Raw genomic sequence first — 19098 nt, 5'->3', positions numbered from 1 at the left:
TTAAGTAGGGGCTTTGGACATGAGCATGGAACTAATTTATACAGAACGAACTTCAAATTTTGAAAAAGATAAAAGTTATCGTAATCCACAGTATTTTGATAAACCTGAAAAGGCTACAAAGGTTATTATTGAAGGTGATTATCCCAATATTGTAGAAGCTTATGAGGCTGTCGGCATTAAAGTAAGCACTGGAGCCGAAAAGGAAAGCGGCCCTATTAATCCTTCTGACATGAAAGTAGATCAACTCAAAGAAATTCTCACAGCCAAAGGCATAGAATTTCCTGATAATGCTAAGAAGGCTGATCTCGTAAAACTGTTAGAAGAAGCAGGCGGTGCATAATGGACTACATCAACGTTCAGGGTGCTACCGACTACTTCGGCAATACAGATTGGGCAGTCAAAGAAACACCTGAGCGTTGTGTACGGCTGGCTAATCTGTGGTTATCTAACAAAGGGCTTCCTAATCTAAATCCCATCCCTAATGAATGGAAAGAAGCAGGCTATGAGATCGCCTACGAGATCGGTAAGGGTGGCATCTATGCAGACAAACAAACTGGGGTTTTGAGTGAATCAATGAGTGCTGATACTGTTTCGTACAGTCAGACGCTCGCTAGTAATGCTGTCACAATCTCCAAGGGAGAGCTAATAGCAGATGATCTACTCAGGCCGTGGCTTAAAAGCTTTGGATTAGTCAGCATTCTTAATAAAGTTCCTTAATAAGGTGCAATCATGCTAAAAGACAAAATCACTAAAGCTCTGAGCAAAGCTTTCGATAACAAGCTTGCTGATGCTGTGACCGAGTTTGAAGGGATTAGGGTTACCAAGGGTAATTATAATCCTATCACGGGTGAATCAGATGATATAGTGACCAAATACACTGGACGCGGCGTGTTTGGTTCTTATGCGCTCTCTTTAGTTGATGGTGAATCTATTCTAACCACTGACCAAAAGCTCACAGCACTACAAGCAGAAGTTACCAATACCCCACAAATTAATGACAAAATCGAAGATTATACCGTCATTAACGTAACCAAAGACCCTGCCAATATCACATGGTCCATTCAGTTACGGGGAGGGTAATTTATGGCTGTAAGAAATAACAGCCTCTCTGCTCAAATAGACAACTATAGCAACCAAATGCAAGACAGAGCAAACGCCGCTGTACTAGAACTTTACGGTGAGCTTGTAAAAAATACGCCGGTAGGTAATCCTAGCTTATGGCTGAGTGGTTATCACCCTAAAGGTTATGTAGGTGGAACCGCGAGGGCTAATTGGCGAATTGTTGAAACGCCCGATAACGAAATTATCCATTCTACTAGCGTACCCACAACACCCACATTACCTACACAGTGGACAAAACTCTACATCATCAACAACGTGCCTTATATTGTTCCACTAGAATACGGTCATTCAAGACAAATTGAAGCTGGATGGATAAGGCGTAGTGTTGACCGATTTAACCTGATACTGCGAGGTCAAAATTGAAAGAACTGAACAGCGCATTTATGGTGGCGATTGAAGGCATTTTACCCTATCCAATCAAGTATGAAGGCAAGCTCTTTAAACCGCCTCCAGATGCACCGTGGATCGAAATAAAACACATCCCCACCACAACTGAACCACTGCAAACTGTAGAGAAGCTAGGCGGAATACTACAGATAGACATCAACCACCCACTCGATACTGGTGCACCCAAACTACTTGAAGATGCTGACCAGGTTAAAGCAAAGCTAGGACCTCATGCACGATTTGCTTATCAAAATCAATCATTCACAGTAAGGCGTGTTGAATACAGCCAGATATTGCAAAAAGAAAACTACAACCTCATTCACTTATCAATTTACTACAAAGCAACGATTAACTTTTAACTACCGCCGTGAGGCGAAAGAGGACTATTTTATGGAAACAAATAAACTATTTAGTTTACAAGGCCGTTTCTCAACTATTCAACGTAAAGCAGACGGCAGTTTAGACAATACAACAAAAACATGGCTTGGCAACGTAAAAGAAGCCAGTATTGAAATGTCCGTTGACAAAGAAACAATGAAAGAGTCTTTTTCAGGACAACGAGCTGATTACGGCACCATCATTACAGGCAAAACCTTTAGCCTTAATATGACATTAACAGAATGGTTACCAGAACCATTAGCACTAAGTCTTTACGCTAAAGAAGTTAAAGTTGACGCTAAAACAATTGCTGATGAAGAATTCCCGACAGTGGTTGATGGAAATACGGTTGTATTAGATGGTTATTTTATCTCAGATCTAATCATCAAAGACTCAACTGCAACACCCGTGACATTAAAAGAAGGCGTTGATTATGAAATCGTTTCTGATATATCAGGCGATATTAAAATACTCAACACCAAAACATTCAAACAGCCCTTCAAGGCGAGCTATAAATCATCTGAAGCAACAGCACTTTATCCATTTGCCAATATCCAACCGCCTGAGCGCTGCTTAGTCTTTGAAGGGATTAACACCCTAACAGGTAAAAACACCTACATTGAAATGTACCGTGTTCAATTTGACCCAACCAGTAATTTTGGCTTGATTAATGAAACCTTTGGCGAGCTACCTTTAACCGGTACGCTTTTAATCGACTCACAAAAAACAGGCAAAGATCAGTTAAGTGGATATATGCAAGTTCTGACAATGGAATAATTATGGCCAAAAAACGAAGTTCTTCTGTAAAGAAAAATGACGTTCATGAGCTAGAAATTCTTTTTCCTGAGCGTTCTGTTGAAATAGCAGGACGCTTAATCACCATAAAAGAATATTCTTTTCTAGAAGCTTTGCGCTTATTGAGTGTAGCTGAACCTATTATCAACGCATTAAAACAAAAATACACCGATATTCCAGGATTCGAAGAAGCTCAAGATCTACTATTAAAACACAAAGCTGAGGTTGCTTTCCTGGTCAGCCAGTCATGCAATCTAACGGCACAAGACATAAGTCAACTAACAGAGGAGGAGGGAGTAGTACTACTGGGGGTATGGTGGGAAGTGAATAAACATGGACTGTTTGAATTCTTCAAAGAACCAAGCAGTAACACGACCAATAAAAACAACCATGCATGGACCAACAACATCACCTACTTACTAAAAAATGGTTTTAGCCTAAACGACACAAAACAACTCACCATACGCCAACTAAAACTTTATACCCAATCACTAGGTGAATCAGAACGGCACAAAATGGCAGACGATATAACCGTAGTAAGCGTGGGAACAAATGGCGGTAAAGAGACCGCTAAGATCGTAAAAGACCTCAGAAAATAAAAACAACATATAGGAGGTTGCACTATTAGTATAAATAATAAACGAGATCAACTTTTATTCATTTCAATTCAGCAAGCTAGGTTAGCTACCGAAAAAAGACGGTTGCTTTCTCCCAGCCGTCTTTGCTTGCCTTTTTTTTATTTAACTGCTAAACAAACAGCATCTAGAAAAATAATTGATTATATTAACTAATTAAATCGTTTATGAAAATATGGCTGGTATTAGCTGTATAGGGTTTGTCCAGAGTTATATTTTAGGATAATATTGTATCAGTAAACCAAACGCACAAGGAGCTACTGAATGGCTTTAATTAAATGCTCAGAATGTGGTAATGAAGTATCAGATAAGGCTGCTGCATGTCCTAAATGCGGTAATCCAATAAATGAAATAGAGTCGCCGAGAGAAGCTACGACAAAAACCACATCATCAGGAGCTTTGGCAAAGTTTATCGGGTTTATGATGATTGTTATAGGTATGTTTATGGCAATTGCTGGTGCTTATGGCAGTTTAGGGGGGGTATTGATATTTATTGGAATTGTATTATTTATAATGGGTAGATTTAAAGACGGATGACCTAGCAGTTATAAGGATATTTAACTTTAGCTTAACGTCGTGAGACGTGGAGAAACGAAATGACAGACGGAATTAAAATCGTAGTAGACGCTACGGATGCAGAAAAAGCACGTATTGAATAAGAATCATAGGTGAGTTAGTATTTATGGAGGACGATTAAAAAAATAATTCTGAATGAGGTTGTTATGAGTGAGAGCAGATGGACTTGGTTAGTTTTTGTTGTATGGTTTGTTTTCGTAATTACAGCATTTATATCTATTGGCGTTTTTTGGGATAATAAAACTATAGAGCAGGTTACGCGTTATGGCTTTACGGAACGAGTATTTAATTATTACTCATTACTATCTTGTATATCCACAATCGTAGGTGCTTTTATTATGGCCGCAACTATATCTATGATTGAATCAATTTACAGAGTTGTTGTAAAGCAAAATAATCGGCAATAACAGAGTGTTCATAGATTAACAAAATGGAAAAATGCATTATTGAAATTTTGATGTATAAAACCCCTCTAAATGAGGGGTTTTATTTGTCAGATATGTTTAGGAGATATTTATAGATTTTTTTGATAGTCAGTAATAATAAGTATATTGGGATCGCCAACATCTATTTCTATAAAACATAGATGATGCCCCCCTTCATGAAAATCCCACAGTTTTTTCTCCCACTTTCTAAATTTTGGATTAGATTCTATGAGAGCAGACATTGCCAATACTAACAGTGGCTTTAATTCATCAAATGGCAAAGAAAAATCTACATCAAGATAATTTACCGCTGATCCTTGTATAACTCGTGCGATGTTTTTCTCTAAGTCTATAACTTTTACAGTGTTAGTATTCTCGTTATGAGACTGCGGCATAATGGCTTTTTTAAGATATTCTATAAAGTTTTCAGGTAGTAGGTTTGCACTAGAAATTGAAGTTTCTTTTGGTGCTGAGTAACTATTTTCTAGTCGAGCAATAAGCTCAGCGTTAACCGATCTATTGTTTCTATCAGCAGAATCCTTAAGTTTCTCGTAAAGAGAATAAGGCAGTCTAAATTGTGATCTATATATATCGTCTTTTTTCATGTCACTATATTGACACTATTTAATATATTTTGTATAGTGACAATGTGTCACTAAAAAGGAAGATTATATGCAAAAAGAAATAGTAAGAACACAAGTTAGGTTTCCTGTAGAGATTATGGAGTCATTAAAAAGATGGGCTAAAGATGATGGTAGATCATTAAATTCTTTTTTATTGCAAATGGCAAAAGAGGAGAAAGAGCGGAGAGAAAATAATGCGAGCGAGAAATAAAAAAGCTTTAAGTGCGTCAACACCTAAAGCCTTGTAGAAACTAATCCCCACAACCAAATAGGAATATAGTTATGAATAATATTACATTACAAGCAACAGAAATTCAATCCGTATCGTTTCATAATCAATCTATCGCTGTTTTAAGTTACCAAAGTAAACCTTATGTAGCTATGAAGCCTATAGTAGAAAATATAGGTTTAAGTTGGACTGGGCAGTTCAAGAGAATTCAGAGGCATAATGTATTGAGTAGGGGTGTTGTCATGATAACAATACCCTCTAGAAGTGGTGAACAGCAATATACTTGCCTGCCTTTATCAATGCTCAACGGCTGGCTTCTTGGAATTGATACTAACCGAGTTAAACCAGAACTAAGAGAAAAGCTAGAACAGTATCAACTTGAATGTTTTGATGTATTATTCGAATATTGGACTACTGGCGAAGTTAAAAAGAAAACTAAAACCACAGTAGACCAAAGAACACCGTTAAGAGATGCCGTTAATCTTCTAGTAAGCAAGAAAGCTATTACTTACTCAGAGGCTTACTCTATCGTTCATCAACGCTTTAATGTTGCTTCTATCGAAGATTTACTACAAGATCAACTATCTCAAGCTGTAGAATATGTTCACAAGGTAGCGTTAGAGGGTGAGTATATCCCCAAAGAAATATCAACTAGCAGACAGGTAACCGTAAATAAAACCAATCTATCTTGCTTAATTAATAGCATGGAATGGATTTATAAATACTACAAAGAATATAACCTACTTGAAGTTAGTAGGATGTTGCAATCTGATTTTGGCGCAAAGCTACACGATCACGTTATAAGTGGTTATACCAGCTCAAGATCATTAAGTTAAAGCCCTAACTATAGAGCTTTTTAACACAACTAACAATGAAATTAATAGCAGCATAACCCTAGGGCGTTCGCGCCCTTTTTTAACTTATCGCCGTGAGGCGTGGAGAAATGAAATGACAGACGGAATTAAAATACCTGTAGATGCCAGTGAAGTTCAGGCGGCAAAAAAACAACTACAGATTTTAAAATCTACATTAGAAGAACTAGATAAAACAGTCATCAAAACAGATGGCACTTTTGGCGAGTTCTTAGACAGTCACGGCGCAAGAAACAACATACGTGATTTAATTACGAAAGTAACAGGGCTAGAGAAACAAATAACCGAAGCAGAGAAAAGTGCGGTTAAATTCGGTAATACAGCTGCAAGTTCAGCCAATCAAGCTAATAAATCATTTGCGAGTTTAAGGACGGGGGTTGCTGGGTTAGTTGCCTCTTTTCTCTCTATAGCAGGGTTTAGTATAGGTTTAAGGATGGCTAACGATTATGGACAGTTGGCTAGCCGTATAAAAATGGCTACAGAAAGCGAGGAAGAGTTCCAAGAAGTACAAACTCGCATTATGGAGACAGCTAATAGAACCTATAAACCACTAGCAGAGCAACAAGAATTATTTATTCGCACTAACTCAGCAATGAAAGAATTAGGTTACACAACAAATGATACCCTAAACTTTTTAGACAGTGTAAGTTCAAGTTTAACCGTCAACTCAGCCAGTGCAGAAGGTTTTGCTACGGCTGTAAATGCGATTAGTAAATCCATGACGAAAGGCGTTGTGAGTGGTGACGAATGGCGCGCTATTGTTAATACAATGCCAACGGCTGTTAGAGATATAGCCGATTACTTGTCAGAGGTAAGAGGTGGTGTTGAAGTTTCAGAAACAGAAGTGAAAAAACTTGCCGAGTCAGGGCAATTAATGACTCAGACATTTATTGAGGCGGCTAATAGGGTTAGAGAGTCAAAAAATGAATTAGCTGAAAATATGCCTACGACAATGAATGATGCTATGCAAAGATTCACGAATAACTTATCAAGCTACCTTTCAGCAGCAGATGACAGTACAGGTGCAACCGATAAGTTAGTAGGTGGCATTAATTTACTAACCGACAACTTAGAAGGGGTGGGTAAGATTCTTGCTTCTATAACGGCAGGAGCAATGGCGATTTATACAGCAAAAGTTTATGACTCAACAAAAGCGACAGTAGCTAGTACCTATGCAAAAATAGCAGATACGTTAGCGGAAAGGAATGCAGCGAAAGCAAATGTAGCAAGAACTGCGACAATTCTCGCGCAAACTAAAGCACAACTAGGGCTTACCGCTAACCAGTCACAATTAACTGCGGCAACTCTAGCGCACGAAGCAGCACAAAAGAGGCTAGCAGCTACTACTGGTATTTTAAAAGGATTGATGAGTGGTGGCCCATTAGGGTTATTAGGTGTTGTTGCTACGGTTGCAACTGGTTGGTTATTATTTAGAGATAATACGGAGCAGGCACGATTAACTCTCGATAAGTTTGGAAGCACTGCGGAGGAAGCAAAACAAAAATTAAAAGAGTTAAATACAGAGCAGGCCGCAAAAGGCGTAATGGATTTAAGTAAACAACTTAAAGAACAAAATTTAACATTAGAGAAAGAGGTAAACAAAGCACTAAGCTTAATTGATTACTGGAATAATGCATTATCAACACAGAGTAACAAGGGATATATCAGCGAAGATCAAGCTACAAAAGCACAAGAAGCTTTATACAAGATAAGAAAGGCATTTGAAAGCGGTGGCGATGGAGCTGAGAAGTATATACAAGAGCTTTATGAGATAAGCCCAGCATATGAGAGCGCAACTGATAGTTTACGTAATTACTCTAGTAGAATCGCTGATGCAAAAAAAGAAGTTGATAACCTGTCAGATGCTCTTGGGATTTATAAAAATCGTGTTGATGATGATACTAAGTCATCAAAAGAATCAGGTAATGCCAAAGTAAAACTTAAAGAAGAAACTAATAATCTTAACAGTGAAATACAAAAACTGACCAAAAGCCTAGATGAACAATATCAATCAGGACTAGGATTAGATGGAGCAATTGCCAGTATTGAATCAAAGATAGCAGACTTAGGTGGACAATCAGGAGAGGCAGCCGCAGAACTAGCCAAGCTTAATGATGCACTAGACAAGTTAAAAGGCGCAAAAGCCAAGCTTGATAACTTAAATGATCTTAAAATGTTAGAAGATATCAAAGAAAGCGCACGCACAATGCGAATGGATGAGTTCGACAAAAAAGCCGATAAAGTACAGTCTAGTACGCTGAGTGACGAGCAGAAAAAACAGGCGCTTGATCTGATCGTCCAACAAAAGGCTTATTCAGACTCTAAAAAGACTAGCAAGGGAAGTGCAAAATCAGGAAATGATAAAGAAAACTATCTTAAAAATCTTGAGAAAGAAGCAGCACAACTCAAACTAACAACCCAAGAGATCAGAGAAAGAGAATTAGCAGAAAAAAATCTTTCAGGAGAAATGCTGATAAGAGCTAAAGCCGCATTAGAAATCATCAATGCTGACGAAAAAGAACGCCAAGCAATGGCTAATACTAATGACAATATTCAATTACAGATAGAGTTATTGCGTTCATTAGGTGACGAAGCTGGCGCGGCTTCACTTGAGTTAAAAGCCCGTCTGACAGAAATGCGTAAAGAGTTTGAGAAGAACGGCAATACAGAGGGATTATCTTTATTGCCTAAGGTAGAAAGAGTTAATGATTTTAAGATACAAATGGATAGTATTAAATCAGAGATAGATAAATTATTTAACTATCAAAGCCAACAAGAGCAATCGATACAAGCACAAGTTACTGCTGGCATTATTACCCAATACGAAGCACAAAAACGACTAACTGAACTGCATGAAAAAACAGCTAAATCTGTTTCAGGAATGCTTCCTCAGCTTCAACAAATGTCAAAACTTGAGGGGGAAATGGGGCAGCAAGCATCAGACTATTTAACCCAAGTACAAACACGCTTGATCGAATTACAAGCGACAACAAACGAACTAGAAAACGCCTTTAGAAATGGCCTACAAGATGGCATCCAATCCAGTATTGACGGCTTAGTCAGAGGCACAATGAACCTGCAAGAAGCCCTTAAAAACTTTGTAGACAGCATTGCATCAAACATACTCAACGTCATTACTCAGAACATAGCACAACAAGCTACTGACGGCATTATGGGAGGGCTAAATAGTCTCAACTCAATGTTTGGCTTTGGGGCTGATACGGTAGCAGTAGGTATTGACGAAAACTCACCGCAAGCAGTGGCTATCAGCATAGCATCACAAGAAGGTGCTATGGCTATGCAAATGGGAATAGAACAGGGGGCTATGACAGCGGCTCAGGCTATTAGTAGTGCATTTAGTAGCATGGGGGCAATGAATGGTGGACTAGGCGGTGATGGTGGTTTATTTGGCAATGTAACCCAACAAGCTAGCGAAGCAGTGGGGGCTATCAATACCGTAAAAGCAACTAAAACAGCAGCAGATGCTTCATTAACGGCTTCTGCGGTATCTTCGGCAGCAACTACGCAGGCAACGACACAAGCGGCGGCGGCGAGTGCAACAGCATCATGGACACCAGCAGCAACGGCGGCCTCTGTCGCATCCTTTGGTTCTGCCGCAATGATTGGGCTCTCTGCATTAATGATGGTACTTACCAGTATGAAAGCCTTTGCAACTGGTGGACATGTAAGAGGTGAGGGAACAGGTACGAGCGACTCAATCCCTGCAATGCTCTCTAATGGTGAATTCGTAACTCGCGCTAAAGTGGTAAAACAGCCGGGAATGTTAGACTTTATGAAAGACCTCAACAATAGAGGTTGGGGGGCTGTTAATGATCTTAACCGTGTTCACCATTCAACAGGTGGATTAGCTGGAGTTCCTGCTCCTTCTGCGCCTAGTTTGCCAAGTATTAACCTTGCACCTATGGAAAATACCAACAGTACTACTGTTAAAAACAACATGATGCTTAATGTTATTGATGATCCTAACAAAGTTGGTAATTCTCTTTTAAATAACGAGCATACGCAAGATAGTTTTTATGTATTTTTAACAGAAAATAACCAGAGAGTTAGGCAGATTTTGCAATTCTAATGATAAATATAGAGGGCAGAATTACTGCCCTCTCATTTATTTAAAGTTGTTACAAAATACGTTATCCTATCATAAACTAATAGGAAGGATGGGGTTATGAAAAAAGTAGTTGTTGCTGGTTTAGTTGCGCTTATGGTTACGGGATGTTCTACCCGTATTGCAGATTTAACGGTTGTGAGTACTAAAAACTTTAATTTAAATTCAGGAAACCTAGAGATAGGTTCTCGGGTAAAAGGTGCTAGCACTGCGCCTGTTGTAATTTTCCCACTTGGACAGCCAAATTTAAAAGAAGCTGTAGATAATGCAATTGAAAAGGATAGTTGTGCGGTAGGCTTATCTGATGCTGTTATTTATTATAATCAATATGTTTTTATTTTTGGCTCTATAAGTATTTCAGTGAAAGGAAATTTAATACTTGATAAAAGTTTGCCCGGTTGTGGAGGTTACTCAGCGACCAATCAACAACCACAAAGAAATTATGCGCAACCAGCGGGCAATTCTTCAAACAAGCAACAACAAATAGAAGCTCTTCAACAACAGAACTTGCCTTATGCTGAGTATCAACGTCGTTATAATGAGATTATGGGAGAGTAATATGAAAAAACTTGTACTGGCCTGTTTATGTTTGGGGTTTTCTATTAATTGTTTTGCTGACAATGCTATTAACCCTAAGGGCTTATGGGTAAATAGAGTTACAACTGACCAAATTGATGACACTAAAACCTTTTATGCTTATCTTCCATCGCCAACTTGAGTATCAAGGTTTGGAAAGCCTATATATTTAGCTATAACATGCTCAAACAACAAAACAGATCTATATATAGACTGGGAAACTTTTATAGGAACAAGTAATCATAATGTAACTGTTAGGATTGGAGATGAAAAAGCCTTTACCAAAAGATGGCTGATATCGAATGATAACACGACATCATTTTATCCATCGTCCCCAGTCGCTTTCCTAAAGAAGCTTTCTGAGTCTAAAATAATGGTGGCAAGAGTATCGCCTTATAATGATAACGACCTAACTATTACCTTCAATTTGTCTGGGATAGATAAAGCATTACAAGAAGTGAGAAGAGAGTGCAAGTGGTAACTAATTAATTTTAGTTTTGAGGATGGGCTGGGAAGCATTACTTGATTAAGTTAATTTAAAGTAGCAATCAATAAACAAACCCTCCTAGTGAGGGTTTTTATTTGGAAATCAAAAAAATAATCAATCCTTGAATTGTCTTATGAAGCTCTAAATATAGCATTAAGAACTGTTATAATAAACGCGTTCTAAATAAAACTAAATTAATGTCGGGAGACATCAATGCCGCACATCATCGGAACAGTAGATGATAGTAATGGACAGTTAGCCCATTACAATCTATTAGAAGTCATACATGATTTTACAAGCAATAACGGTTGGGAGGTTTTGCGTTACGACACCACCAAAGCCAACCGCGAACTCATCATCAAAGGCAAAGGTTACAGCGGACAAGAACAAATCTACCTCTGCTTCTACACCTATCAAAGCGAAACCGCCGATTACTACAACATAGCAATGGGAACAGCCATTGGTTATGTAGCAGGCAACTCCATTACGACACAGCCCAATGTTATCTTTAGTGGTGTGCCTACTCATAACCGCCGCATTGATTACTGGCTTAGTCTCAGCCCTCAACGCATCACAGGTTTATTGCGTGTCGGTACGCCCGTGTATGAATCATTCTATTGTGGTAAATGTTTACCCTATGCGCTACCTAATCAATACCCATTGCCCTTAGTCTGCGGTGGCATGCTAAATGGAGCAAGTGCTACCCGTTTTTCAGATACCAACTATTCAATGCCCTACAAAGGCAATCGGGCTAACTTTAGACTGTTCTTTAATAGCGGTGTATGGCTACAGCCTGAAGTCTGGCCTTGGGTAAATACTAATCTAGTCGGCTCAAAGTACCTAAGAAGTTGCAATGAAGCTTACACCTTACAGCGCCTTATTTTAACCGACAGCAACAATATTTATGGCGAATTAGAGGGTATTGCTCACATTTCAGGTTTTGATAATGCCGTTGAAAATACCCTTATCATTGATGGTGTTACATGGGTGATCGGTCAAGATGTATCACGAACAGGGGTGAATGATTACTACGCAATGAGGTTAGACGCATGAGTTATTACACAGCAACCGCAAGCACCGCTAATGCACTATTAACCGCTTTACAAACAGGCTGTACTGAAAACGGATGGACGGTATCGGGTAGTCTGATCTACAAAAACAATTGCGTGATGGACGTGTCGATTAGTGGCAACGGCTTACGGGTTATTGGCGGAACAGGTCTAGCAAACGGCGCATTAACAGGCCAAATACTATTAAATGGTAAAAATACATTAGCCGCCTCATTGGCAGGTGTTGCTCAATCCATTAGCTATCCATTGACTTATCATTTACATGTATTCGATAAAGAAGTCTATTTATTCGTTAATTACAATGTCGATAACTGGTCATACATTGCCTTTGGGCAAAGCCCCGTAGCAGGGATAACGGGGACGGGTAACTGGTATGGCGGTATCGGAACGGGCGGTGATAACTTCTCGGATATACGCAATATTAACAACCAAGGACAAAACGGGCATCACTTTAGCTTGCTGTTTTCAAGCATGACCCCCTCTGGGATTATAAGCAACCAAGGGCAACAGGTTAGAAGTTTTATTCATCATGGGCTAGATGGTAATGAATGGTCAGTCAGTGGCGAGGGGGTTGGTAGTATGACCGCTAGCACATGGGCAACCCTACCCAGTCAAGCCAGTGCAACGTTGGTGACCGCCCCGTTACTCAATCGACAACCTAATAGCTATAACGGTGAGGCCATTCTACTGCCTATCACGCCTGCGGTTTATCACAAAGACAACAGTACGTTGGTTATCGTGGGCAATTTAAAACAAGCGCGTTACATTCGCATAGACAACTACGAACCGGGGCAAATTATTATCTTGGGCGATACTAAGTACAAAGTCTATCCATGGCTTAAAAAGAACACTGCCGCACGCGATGGAGAGAGTTACAACGGCTCAAATTATGACACCTTGAGACACAGCGGCACATTCGGTATTGCCGTACTGTATGAGGGGGAGTAAATGGCCGAAAAAATAGCCGTACAACTCACTGCGCCTCAAGGGGGGATTGATAATCCTAATCTATCGGGTGGGGTGTATGAGATTACAAGTGGGTGGCATCCTTACTCGCATTCTCTTGCTGAGCCAATGCTGTCAGGTACTATTGTTCGCAATAATTCAAATAAACCAAGCCGAGTGATTAACGCAAGCCTACTCACAAGCTACAGCGATGATTTTTACCACCGCATTCACATTTCACCCAGTCAGCTCGATTTAGGCAATATTGCCAGTACTCAAGAAGTGACCTTTTATGTGTGGAATGCCCACTTTACCCAAAAGCGGCTCACCGCCATTGCAGGCATAAGTGAGGGTTTAGTATTAGAGGGTAAAAAAGCCCCGTATGATTACCAAGCACTCGAAGAGCAAACCTATAAACTCACCGTTACCCCTGACGGCTCGAGCGTCATTGATGACAGTATAGTTTTTGCCTTTGATGAGGAACGCCCCAGTATCATCATTACAGGTGACCGCATTGTCGCCTTTGCCTTTATGCCCAACTGGCAAGACGGCATTACCGAAACCTTAGAATGGTCAACCGATATACTGACCAGTGAGTCAGGCTTTGAGCAACGTAGCGCGCTCTACTTAACGCCACGACGCACCTTTGAAGCAGACTTTATACTTCACCAAAACGAACGCCAATACTTTAATAATATGATGAGTTGGGGAGCGCGTAACTGGGCAATCCCTTTATGGCATTATATCCAGACATTAAACGTAGCGGCTCAACAAGGCGATAACTTTATTGGCTGCACCACACAAGACATAGAGTTTAGTGAAGGTGGCCTTATTTTATTATACCGTGATTTTACCACCTACGAGATCGCCGAAGTATCGGCGATCAGTGAAGATGGCTTAACGCTGAAACGCCCCTTACAGGCCGACTGGAAAAAAGGAACACGTCTTTATCCCGCAAAATCAGCTTACTTTGCTAAACAGCCCAGTCTTAGCCGTAAAACCGATAACTTACAGCTGGCCTCTATTACATTTTTCATTGATGACACCAACCCTTTTAAGGGCGTTGCACCCGAAGAAACCTATCTAGGCTTCCCAGTGTTTATGATGAAACCTGAAGAATCGAATGATTTAACAAGCCAATACCAACGCCTGCTTGAAACCATTGATAATAAAATGGCCTTGCCGTCAATGTTTGATAAAAGTACCTATAGCTTTTTAGTGCAGAGCTACCGATGGTTAGGCATGGGCAGAACCGAACAACGCCAATTTAGAGAGTTTATTTACTTTTTAAATGGTCAACAAAAAACCGCTTGGATACCGAGCCATGCGGACGATTTAACCGTGGTGGACATCGTTAGTGCTACCGAGCCAGTACTTGTGATAGCTCCTTGTGGTTACAAACGCTTTGCAAGCAATGACGCTGATAAAAAACACCTCGTGATTTATTTAAATGACGGTACGCATTATTTCCGAAAGATTATCGACAGCGAAGCGATAGACGGTAAAGAACGCCTCGCAATGGATAGCCCATTGGGTAAGCAGCTACAACCAAGCGATATTCGCCGTATTTGCTATATGCGCTTATGCCGTAGTAACAGTGATAGCGTAGAAATTAGCCATGTTACCGACAGCGAAGGACTGGCAGCGAGTCAATTAACCTTTAAACGAGTACGTGACAATGAACTATAAACAAATTGAACAATCTTTAGCGAGCCGTACCCCGATACGGCTTTATACGTTCAAACTGGGAGCAGTACGTTGGGACTACAACACCAGTAGCGAGACCATTATCCGCAATAACATCAAATACAAAACCATCAAGGGCGGTATTAGCGATCGTGGGATTATTGTCAGTGATGGCGGTATCAGTGATAACTTTACCCTAACCGCCCCGGCAACTATTGAAATCGCACGCCTTTTTGACAACATGCCCCCTAGTTCACGGCTGACTCTAGAAGTGGCTAATACCCACTTACAAACCGACGAAGTGATTCCGTCATTTTGGGGCGTGGTAGTGACTGTGACCGAAAAAACAGCCGCCACCGTTGAAATTACCGCAGGCCCTAACGAAACCATGACTAATCGTCCGGGTGTCACCTTGGTTTATTCGCGCACCTGCGGGGCAATGATTTATGACCATCAATGCAAGGTCAACAAAGAACTTTACAAGGTTAGAGCTGCTCTGCAACAAATCGCTGTATCTTCCGTGACCGTGAGCGAGGCCGCAAATCATCCTGACGGATGGTTTAGTGGTGGTTTTATTGAATACACCGACAGCAATGGCGAGTTAGACCGCCGTTATATCGAGCAGCATACAGGCACAACCCTCCATTTATGGGGCGGTACGCAAGGACTTAACCAAAGCCAAGCGATTAATCTCTATGCAGGGTGCAACGGTTCGCCTGATGCCTGCGCTAATAAATTCGATAACTCACTCAACCGCCAAGCGTTCGACCATCTACAAGGCTGGTCACCCTTTGATGGTAGTCAGATATTTTAAGGATACTTTATGTTTACAGCAATTATAGCGGTTGTGATGGTAGCCATTAGCCTATTTACTCAACCAAAAACACAAAAGCCCAAACCGCAGGCCATGAATGCCGATGACATGCCACGCTGCGAAGAAGGCACTAGCAAAGCTATTGCCTTTGGGCAAGTAAAAACCAAGGATTATATTGTTTTCTGGTGTGGTGGTTTTTATACCAAAGCCATTAAACAAAAAGGCGGAAAAAAATGATGATTACCATCGATCATGTAAAAGCACAGGGCTATTGCGCTAAAGGGGCAAGGGTATTTTTTAAAGAATACGGCCTTAACTGGCAAGACTTCCTTGCTCAAGGCATCGAAGCAAACACCTTATTAGCCACTCATAATGAGATGGCGATTGCTTTAGTAAAAAAAGTACAGGAGAACGAACATGGGCATGGGTAGTAAGAAAACCGTGATCGGTTATGAATACAATGGTACGGTTCACTCAGGCATTGGCCTTGCTATGGACGAGCTTTATCAAATTAATATTGGCGATAAAACCGCATGGACTGGCTCCATTAAACAAAATGGCTCGATTTTTATTGATAAATATAATTTATTTGGCGGTAAAAAAGGGGAAGGCGGGGTGCGTGGAACACTTGATGTCATGTTTGGTGGTGCGGAACAAGGACAAAACGGCAACTTAACCCGTTATTTAGGCAATAAAATCCCTGCCTTTCGTGGCACTGTCACCACCGTGTTTAGTGGCATGCTCGCTGCCATGAACTGGTATCCTAAAACTTGGAATTTTTACTATCGGCGTATTAAATCAGGATGGCCTGATAATATGCCGTTCTATCCTGAGACCATCGAAATAAGCCTTGCTAACGGGCAAATCAAAGCCATGAATCCTGCCCACATCCTTTATGAAAGCTATATTAGCAATACATGGGGCGCAGGCATACCGCGTGCCATGATGGATGATGAGGCTTATAAACAAGTGGCAGACACCCTCTACAATGAAGGCTTTGGCCTATGCTTTGAATGGAAAGCCACCGACGATCTAAAAAAGTTGCGTGAATATGTTTGCAGTCATATTGATGCAGTACTCGGAACTGACCCCAAAACAGGCAAAAATACTATTCGCCTTATTCGTGATGATTACGCCGTGGAAGATTTACCTGTGTTTGATGAAGATACCGGGTTACTTGAAATTAAGCTACAAACCTCTAATAATACTGAAGTTCCCTCGCAAATCATTGTTAAATTTAATGATGCGATTACTTTTCAAGAGCGTACAGCATATGCAACCAACCCGGCGGTTGCTCAAGGGCAAATCGGGCGAAACACCGAAACCAACGAATACTTAGGTATTCCAATCGGTGAACTGGCGACCCGTGTGGCCTACCGCGATCTAAAAGCTAAAACCAGTGGTATTAAAAGTGCCTCTATCAAACTAGATCGCAGAGCTTACGACATAGTCAATGGTCAACCTTTTAGAATAAAAACTAAATACCGTGCTAATAACATTGATTTGGTTGTGCGTGCCACCAAACGCAAAGAAAACTTCTTAACGGATGGCTCAATTACAATGGACGTAGTACAAGACGTATTCTCAACGCCGAAAGTGGCCTTTATGCCGATACCCGATGCACCCAATAGACCCGAACCACAACCGCCTGTACCTATCATTTATAGTCGATTACTTGAAGCAACTTACCGTGATCTCGTGTCTATCGTAGACCCTGCGAACCTAGAAAAAATTGATAGCAGCTCAAGCTTTATTTATGCTGTGGCACAATCACCTGCAAACCAATGTTATAGCTACGACATTGTGAGCCGAGTTAAAGGATCGGCTAGCTTTAGTGAGGCGGATGATACGGGTACATGGTGTGCAACTGCCTTAATTGCCAGTGATATTGGCTATTTTGACACGATTATCCATATTCAAGATGGGCAACTCTTAGAGGATGTTGAAATTGGTAGTGCGGCACTGATTGATGACGAGATCGTTCGTATTGATGGACTTGATCTCGCTAATAACCAAATCACCCTTGGGCGTGGTTGTGTCGATACTGTACCGACTAAACATAGTAAAGGGGTAATGATTTGGTTTATTGACAGCTCAGAAACAACCGACGGCGTAGAGTATAGCTACAACAATAATGTCGAAATAAAACTACTGCCCAATACTTTTAGAGAACGCCTAGAACAAAGCCAAGCTGAAACAAAGGCGATTAATGTTCAAGCCAGACAAGGACGACCTTATCCGCCGGGCAATCTTAAAATTAATGGTGCAGCGTATCCTGAAAAAGTTAATGCAGCTGCTCTCAATATTACATGGTCAGGCCGTCATCGTTTATTACAAGCGGATAAATTGATTGATACAACTGCTACTGATACTGGGGAAGAAGCCAATACGCGTTATAATTTAACGGTTTATCTAAACGATACACTATATAAAAAAGAGCAAGGCTTAACTGCCAAAGACTACTCGTTTACTCTAACAACTATCAGCGAACATCAAAGCTTATTGCATTTTGATAACAACATTATCGATGAAGCGGGCACTGTATGGACAAATAATGGCGTAACCTTTGAAAACTCACCTGATAAGCCATTTAATCAGCAAGCAATATTCGACAACAATCGGTTTATCCAAACCACCGATAATAAAAACTTATCCATTGGTGCAGAAGATGATTTTACTTTTAGTTTTTGGATAGAACCCACCTCGCTGACTAATAGTTATGCAACCATTATTGCTAATGGCTATAGCTCATGGAGTGCGGGAGCATGTTTTATTAACTTGTGGGGTGAAAACAGCCCTAATTCAACGCTTAGCTCAAAAATAGGACTAGGCAGCCGTGAAAGCTCCTATGAGTACGGCTACACCTCGATATTATCCAATACAATAATTGAGGCAGGTAAACGCTACCATGTGGCTATTACGCGCAGTAAAGGCACGATACGCTTGTTTTTAAATGGTGTTTTAGATGCAGAGCGGACAGGTAATAAACTTGTTTTTGATTTTTCAAGGTATGGCAAAACAGCTATTGGGCGAGATTATAACAACCCAGAGCCAAGCTGCTTTTTACAGGCCAAACTCGATGAGTTTTTATTTACAAAGCAAGCCTTGTATACAACGAACTTTATACCCCCGACTGAGCCTTATAGCAATAGTGGTGAAACAAGGGTGAAGGTTGAACTTGAAGCAGAGCGTGATGGCTTAGTCAGTTATCAAAAGCATAGTTATTCGTTTAAGGCGGGAGAGTAGAATAGAAAGTGCCGGGCGTTCCGAAATGGAAGCGCCTAATCATGTATTGGGCTGTTAGGGTGTTTGGTAGGGGGAGTTACTAGCCCTGTAGGTTAGGGCTAGTTCA

Annotated in this window: 23 protein-coding genes; 22 read left to right on the top strand and 1 reads right to left on the bottom strand. The window is 40.6% G+C overall.

The genetic code is table 11. From position 1 onward, the window contains the following. Positions 1–19 precede the first annotated feature (19 nt). The 9 genes from DM558_RS07525 to DM558_RS07485 all read left to right on the top strand — a co-directional run bounded on the left by DM558_RS07525 (position 20) and on the right by DM558_RS07485 (position 4300). Positions 20–340 (top strand): HeH/LEM domain-containing protein, encoded by a 321-nt coding sequence (locus tag DM558_RS07525; protein ID WP_228411831.1) that lies wholly within the window; start codon positions 20–22, stop codon positions 338–340. Continuing rightward, a complete protein-coding gene (locus DM558_RS07520) occupies positions 340–717 on the top strand; it encodes a hypothetical protein (protein ID WP_127162726.1) in 378 nt (125 codons plus the stop codon). Before DM558_RS07525 ends, DM558_RS07520 begins: the two co-directional genes overlap by 1 nt. Positions 718–729: 12 nt before the next feature. Then, positions 730–1080 carry a glutamate 5-kinase gene (locus DM558_RS07515; protein WP_127162724.1) on the top strand — a complete coding sequence of 117 codons (351 nt, stop codon included), beginning with the start codon at positions 730–732 and terminating at the stop codon, positions 1078–1080. A 3-nt stretch (positions 1081–1083) separates the two neighbouring features. Further along, positions 1084–1485 (top strand): hypothetical protein, encoded by a 402-nt coding sequence (locus DM558_RS07510; RefSeq protein ID WP_127162722.1) that lies wholly within the window; start codon positions 1084–1086, stop codon positions 1483–1485. Beyond that, complete coding sequence (locus tag DM558_RS07505; protein ID WP_127163165.1) at positions 1482–1868, top strand: phage tail terminator-like protein; 387 nt, start codon at positions 1482–1484, stop codon at positions 1866–1868. The genes DM558_RS07510 and DM558_RS07505 overlap by 4 nt, the downstream gene beginning before the upstream one ends. A 31-nt stretch (positions 1869–1899) precedes the next feature. Then, positions 1900–2664, top strand: a complete 765-nt coding sequence (locus tag DM558_RS07500) for a phage tail tube protein (protein ID WP_127163163.1) — start codon at positions 1900–1902, stop codon at positions 2662–2664. A gap of 2 nt (positions 2665–2666) precedes the next feature. Then, positions 2667–3281: a DUF6631 family protein gene (locus DM558_RS07495; RefSeq protein WP_127163161.1), complete on the top strand. Its 615-nt coding sequence runs from the start codon at positions 2667–2669 to the stop codon at positions 3279–3281. A gap of 300 nt (positions 3282–3581) precedes the next feature. Beyond that, positions 3582–3854 carry a zinc-ribbon domain-containing protein gene (locus DM558_RS15810; protein ID WP_228411838.1) on the top strand — a complete coding sequence of 91 codons (273 nt, stop codon included), beginning with the start codon at positions 3582–3584 and terminating at the stop codon, positions 3852–3854. Between the two features lie 185 nt (positions 3855–4039). Beyond that, positions 4040–4300 carry a hypothetical protein gene (locus DM558_RS07485; protein ID WP_127163159.1) on the top strand — a complete coding sequence of 87 codons (261 nt, stop codon included), beginning with the start codon at positions 4040–4042 and terminating at the stop codon, positions 4298–4300. 107 nt (positions 4301–4407) lie between these two features. Here the strand turns inward: DM558_RS07485 and DM558_RS07480 are convergent, their stop codons facing one another. Then, complete coding sequence (locus DM558_RS07480) at positions 4408–4923, bottom strand: Arc family DNA-binding protein (RefSeq protein ID WP_127163157.1); 516 nt, start codon at positions 4921–4923, stop codon at positions 4408–4410. A 67-nt stretch (positions 4924–4990) separates the two neighbouring features. Between DM558_RS07480 and DM558_RS07475 the strand changes: the two genes are divergently transcribed. From DM558_RS07475 to DM558_RS07420, 13 genes are all read left to right on the top strand, one after another. Next, entirely contained in the window at positions 4991–5152 is a 162-nt protein-coding gene (locus tag DM558_RS07475) for a ribbon-helix-helix domain-containing protein (RefSeq protein WP_127163155.1), read from the top strand. A 71-nt stretch (positions 5153–5223) separates the two neighbouring features. Continuing rightward, positions 5224–6006: a phage antirepressor N-terminal domain-containing protein gene (locus DM558_RS07470; RefSeq protein ID WP_127163153.1), complete on the top strand. Its 783-nt coding sequence runs from the start codon at positions 5224–5226 to the stop codon at positions 6004–6006. 112 nt (positions 6007–6118) lie between these two features. Next, positions 6119–10132 carry a tape measure protein gene (locus tag DM558_RS07465; protein WP_127163151.1) on the top strand — a complete coding sequence of 1338 codons (4014 nt, stop codon included), beginning with the start codon at positions 6119–6121 and terminating at the stop codon, positions 10130–10132. Between the two features lie 96 nt (positions 10133–10228). Then, the gene (locus DM558_RS07460) at positions 10229–10726 is read left to right on the top strand and encodes a hypothetical protein (RefSeq protein WP_127163149.1); all 498 of its coding nucleotides are present in this window, start codon (positions 10229–10231) and stop codon (positions 10724–10726) included. Between the two features lies 1 nt (position 10727). Continuing rightward, positions 10728–10886, top strand: coding sequence for a hypothetical protein (locus tag DM558_RS15635; protein ID WP_164731420.1), 159 nt, complete (start codon positions 10728–10730; stop codon positions 10884–10886). Positions 10887–10907: 21 nt separating this feature from the next. Further along, on the top strand, positions 10908–11225 hold the full coding sequence (locus DM558_RS16030; RefSeq protein ID WP_127164836.1) for a type VI secretion system-associated protein TagO: 318 nt from the start codon (positions 10908–10910) through the stop codon (positions 11223–11225). A gap of 219 nt (positions 11226–11444) precedes the next feature. Further along, positions 11445–12284: a hypothetical protein gene (locus tag DM558_RS07450; RefSeq protein WP_127163147.1), complete on the top strand. Its 840-nt coding sequence runs from the start codon at positions 11445–11447 to the stop codon at positions 12282–12284. Then, positions 12281–13249: a hypothetical protein gene (locus DM558_RS07445; RefSeq protein WP_127163145.1), complete on the top strand. Its 969-nt coding sequence runs from the start codon at positions 12281–12283 to the stop codon at positions 13247–13249. Before DM558_RS07450 ends, DM558_RS07445 begins: the two co-directional genes overlap by 4 nt. Beyond that, positions 13250–14935, top strand: coding sequence for a hypothetical protein (locus DM558_RS07440; RefSeq protein ID WP_127163143.1), 1686 nt, complete (start codon positions 13250–13252; stop codon positions 14933–14935). It begins immediately after the preceding gene. Further along, positions 14925–15746 (top strand): phage BR0599 family protein, encoded by an 822-nt coding sequence (locus tag DM558_RS07435; protein WP_127163141.1) that lies wholly within the window; start codon positions 14925–14927, stop codon positions 15744–15746. The genes DM558_RS07440 and DM558_RS07435 overlap by 11 nt, the downstream gene beginning before the upstream one ends. 9 nt (positions 15747–15755) lie before the next feature. Then, on the top strand, positions 15756–15983 hold the full coding sequence (locus DM558_RS07430) for a hypothetical protein (RefSeq protein ID WP_127163139.1): 228 nt from the start codon (positions 15756–15758) through the stop codon (positions 15981–15983). Then, positions 15980–16177 carry a hypothetical protein gene (locus DM558_RS07425; RefSeq protein WP_127163137.1) on the top strand — a complete coding sequence of 66 codons (198 nt, stop codon included), beginning with the start codon at positions 15980–15982 and terminating at the stop codon, positions 16175–16177. Before DM558_RS07430 ends, DM558_RS07425 begins: the two co-directional genes overlap by 4 nt. Next, positions 16164–18992 (top strand): LamG domain-containing protein, encoded by a 2829-nt coding sequence (locus DM558_RS07420; RefSeq protein ID WP_127163135.1) that lies wholly within the window; start codon positions 16164–16166, stop codon positions 18990–18992. Before DM558_RS07425 ends, DM558_RS07420 begins: the two co-directional genes overlap by 14 nt. Positions 18993–19098 lie beyond the last annotated feature (106 nt).

This window comes from Entomomonas moraniae, from assembly GCF_003991975.1.
Classification (GTDB): Bacteria; Pseudomonadota; Gammaproteobacteria; order Pseudomonadales; family Pseudomonadaceae; genus Entomomonas; species Entomomonas moraniae.
Note: the sequence above shows the minus strand (reverse complement) of the source record. Positions and strands in the feature narration are given on the sequence as shown.